Annotated in this window: 6 protein-coding genes; all 6 read left to right on the top strand. The window is 70.4% G+C overall.

Annotated elements, in window-relative coordinates:
• The coding region (locus AC1D15_RS20840) for a methionyl-tRNA formyltransferase (protein WP_477827467.1) at positions 1-506 on the top strand (506 nt) is incomplete at its 5' end.
• Positions 507-560: 54 nt separating this feature from the next.
• Positions 561-1,406, top strand: coding sequence for a zinc metalloprotease HtpX (gene htpX / locus AC1D15_RS20835; protein WP_477827466.1), 846 nt, complete (start codon positions 561-563; stop codon positions 1,404-1,406).
• Positions 1,407-1,521: 115 nt separating this feature from the next.
• Positions 1,522-1,974: a hypothetical protein gene (locus AC1D15_RS20830; RefSeq protein ID WP_477827465.1), complete on the top strand. Its 453-nt coding sequence runs from the start codon at positions 1,522-1,524 to the stop codon at positions 1,972-1,974.
• Positions 1,975-2,009: 35 nt separating this feature from the next.
• A complete protein-coding gene (locus tag AC1D15_RS20825; protein WP_047507714.1) occupies positions 2,010-2,774 on the top strand; it encodes an AzlC family ABC transporter permease in 765 nt (254 codons plus the stop codon).
• A complete protein-coding gene (locus AC1D15_RS20820) occupies positions 2,771-3,100 on the top strand; it encodes an AzlD domain-containing protein (protein WP_465110646.1) in 330 nt (109 codons plus the stop codon). The genes AC1D15_RS20825 and AC1D15_RS20820 overlap by 4 nt, the downstream gene beginning before the upstream one ends.
• Before the next feature lie 95 nt (positions 3,101-3,195).
• Positions 3,196-3,959 (top strand): phosphoglycerate kinase (pgk, locus tag AC1D15_RS20815; RefSeq protein ID WP_477827464.1); only part of this gene is annotated, 764 nt, incomplete at its 3' end.

Genomic DNA, 3,959 nt, shown 5'->3' with positions numbered 1-3,959 from the left:
ACACCGGCGACATGCTGCTGGTCGAGACACTGCCGATCCGGCCGGCCGACACCACCGCCAGCCTGCACGACCGGCTGGCGCCGCTCGGCGGCCGGCTGATCGTCGAGGCGCTCGAGCTGGCGGCCTGTGGCGGCATGCCGCGCACGCCGCAACCGGCCGAGGGCGTGACCTACGCGCACAAGATCGACAAGGCGGAGGCCGCGGTCGACTGGGCACTGTCCGCCGACCAGATCGAGCGCCGGCTGCGCGCCTTCGACCCGTTCCCCGGCGCCACCGGCCTGCTGGAGGGCGAGACGGTGAAGCTGTGGCGCGGCGAAGTCCGCGCCGGCAGCGGCGCACCCGGCAGCGTGCTGGCCAGCGGCCCCGAGGGCCTCGAGGTCGCCTGCGGCACCGGATCGCTGCGGCTGACCGAGCTGCAACGCCCGGGCGGCAAGCGGCTGGCGGCGGCGGCCTGGCTGCAGTCGCGCCCGGTCGCGCCGGGCAGCGCTTTTGGCCGCGCCGATTGAACTTGAAGCGCAGGACCTCATCTGAGGCCCTGTAGCCAGAGAAAGGGCCTCTCCATGTTCAACCTGTTGAAGACCGCGGTGCTGATGGCTGCCATCACGGCGCTGTTCATGGCCATCGGCGCGATGATCGGCGGCCGCGCCGGCATGATGGTCGCGCTGCTCGTCGCCGTCGGCATGAACTTCTTCAGTTACTGGTTCTCCGACAAGATGGTGCTGCGCATGTACAACGCGCAGGAGGTCGACGAGACCTYGGCGCCGCAGTTCTACCGGATGGTGCGCGAGCTCGCGCAGCGCGCCCAGTTGCCGATGCCGCGCGTCTACCTGATCAACGAAGACGCGCCGAACGCCTTCGCTACCGGCCGCAACCCGGAGCACGCGGCGGTGGCCGCCACCACCGGCATCCTGCGCGTGCTCAGCGAGCGCGAGCTGCGTGGCGTGATGGCCCATGAACTGGCGCACGTGCGGCACCGCGACATCCTGATCAGCACGGTCAGCGCGACGATGGCCGGCGCGATCTCGATGCTCGCGAACTTCGCGATGTTCTTCGGCGGCCGCGACAGCGAGGGCCGGCCGCACAACCCGATCGTCGGCCTGCTGGTGATGCTGCTCGCGCCGCTGGCGGCGAGCCTGATCCAGATGGCGATCAGCCGCGCCCGCGAGTTCGAGGCCGACCGCGGCGGCGCCGAGATCTCCGGCGACCCGCAGGCGCTGGCCAGCGCGCTGCAGAAGATCCACCGCTACGCGCAGGGCATGCCGATGGAGGCCGCCGAACGCCACCCGGAGACGGCGCAGATGATGATCATGAACCCGCTGTCCGGCGGCGGGCTGCGCGGGCTGTTCTCGACCCACCCGTCGACGGAAGAGCGCGTCGCCCGCCTGATGGCGATGCGCCCGGCCTGAGCTTCTTCGGCAAAGCCTGGAACTGGCCCCTCTTCGAGGGGCTTTTTCACGCCTGCCCCGCCCGCGAACCAGCGGACACTGCAGCCACAGCCCCGTCCCCGGACCACCGCCCGCCATGCCACGCCACCTGATCACCGCGTTCCTGCTCTGCGCCGCCGCCCTCGCCGGCTGCGACATGCTGGGGGTCGACTCGGCCGAGAAGCTGGCCGCGGCCCGCGAGGCCGACGGCCGCGCGATCGGCGGCGCCTGCCGCCACGCCAACCGGGCCATCGAGGACTGCTACGCGCTGAACAAGAAGGCCGACAAGGCCTCGGTGTTCGCCGGCTGGCGCGACATGAACGACTACATGCGCGAGAACAAGATCGAGCCGGTGGTGCCGCAGCTGGCAGGCGGCGCGAAGTCGGGTGAATCCAAGGCCGAGCCCAAGGCGGACGTCCGCGCCGACGCGAAGTCCGAGGCCAAGGCCGCCCCCGAAGGCGACGCCCCGGCTGAAACCCCCGCGCCCGCCGCCGAGAAGCGGCCGGCCAAGACGCCGGGCGCCAAGGCGGCCCGCCACAACGACACCTGACAGCGGGATAACCCGCATGCGGTGACAATGCCCGCATGAGTTCCCCGCTGCGCGCCCTCGTCCGCCACCCCCAGTTCGCCCTCGGCATGCGCGAGATGTCCGGCGTCAGCCTGGGCATCGCCGCCTGGGGCCTGGTGACCGGCGTCGCGATGGTGAAGGCGGGGCTCTCGATCCCGCTGTCGCTGCTGATGACCTTCGCGGTGTTCGCCGGCAGCGCGCAGCTGGCGGCCATCCCGCTGATGGGCGCCGGCTCGCCGGCCTGGGTGATCTGGGCCACCGCGCTGTGCGTGAACCTGCGCTTCGTGATCTTCAGCGCCCACTGGCGGCCGTTCTTCATGCGCTTCCCGCGCGGCCAGCGGATGCTGCTCGGCTACCTGACCGCCGACCTGAACTACGTGCTCTTCATGAAGAGGTTCAAGGAGCCGCGCGACGACGAGGGCCAGGTCGAGTACTTCCTCGGCAGCAGCTTCATGAGCTGGCTGGCCTGGCAGGTGCCGTCGGTGCTCGGCATCGTGCTGGCCGACGTGGTGCCGACGCACTGGGGCCTCGGTTTCGCCGGCGTGCTGGCGCTGCTCGGGCTGGGCTACGCGCTGCTGTCCGACAAGGCGACCAGCTTCGCGGCGGTGGTGGCGGGCGCCGCCGCCGTCGCGGCCTTCGCGCTGCCGTACCGGCTGAACATCGTGGTCGCGATCGCCGCCGCGGTGTGCATCGGGCTGATGATCGACGGCGGCGGCGATGCCGGACGGCGCGTGCTCGCGTCGCTGATGCGCGCCAAGCCGCGCGACAGGGTGGCGTCATGAGTGATTGGGAATCCTTCATCACGATCGTGGGCCTGACCGTGATCACGGTGGTCACCCGCTGCTTCTTCCTGATTCCCGAACGCGAGCTGCGCCTGCCCGGCTGGGTGCAGCGCGGCCTGCGCTTCGCCCCGCTCGCGGCGCTGGCGGCCGTCGTCGTGCCCGAGGTCGTGATGAGCCACGGCCAGCTGATCAGCACCTGGCAGGACGCGCGCATCTACGCCGTGGCGGCCGCCACCGCCTGGTTCTTCTGGCGCCGCGGCATCCTCGGCACCATCGTGGTCGGCATGGCCGTGCTGATGCCGCTGAAACTGCTGCTGGGGTGGTAGACGCCGTCCGGCTGGTGTCCAATGGATCTCGGAACCGCTTCGTAACTTTTGCGCCTGCGGCATCCCTAGAATTCCCCCTCTAACTTTGGCCACCCATGAACGTTCTCCGTTTTGAAGACCTTGCAGCCCAAGGCAAAGCTGCAGGCCAGCGCGTGTTCATCCGTGCCGACCTGAATGTGCCGCTGGACGACAGCGGCCGCATCACCGAAGACACCCGCATCCGCGCCTCGGTGCCCTGCATCGAGCTGGCCCTGAAGGCCGGCGCCGCGGTGATGGTGACCTCGCACCTGGGCCGCCCGACCGAGGGCGAGTTCAAGCCGGCGGATTCGCTGGCCCCGGTCGCGAAGCGCCTGGGCGAGCTGCTCGGCCGCGACGTGCCGGTGATCRCGAACTGGGTCGATGGGGTGCAGGTCGCGCCGGGCCAGGTGGTGCTGCTCGAGAACTGCCGCGTCAACAAGGGCGAGAAGAAGAACAGCGAGGAGCTCTCGCGCAAGATGGCCGCGCTGTGCGACATCTTCGTGCACGACGCCTTCGGCACCGCGCACCGCGCCGAGGCCTCGACCTACGGCATCGCGCAGTTCGCGAAGATCGCCTGCGCCGGCCCGTTGCTGGCCGCCGAGATCGACGCGATCACGAAGGCGCTGGCCAACCCGAAACGCCCGCTGGTGGYGATCGTCGCCGGCAGCAAGGTCAGCACCAAGCTGACGATCCTGCAGTCGCTCGCGAAGAACGTCGACCAGCTGATCGTCGGCGGCGGCATTGCCAACACCTTCCTGCTGGCCGCCGGGCTGCCGATCGGCAAGTCGCTGGTCGAGGCCGACCTGGTCGGCGAGGCCAAGGCGGTGATCGAGGCCATGAA

The sequence above is a fragment of the Rhizobacter sp. P2_H2 genome, assembly GCF_056403375.1.
This window is presented reverse-complemented; position numbering and strand designations above follow the sequence as displayed.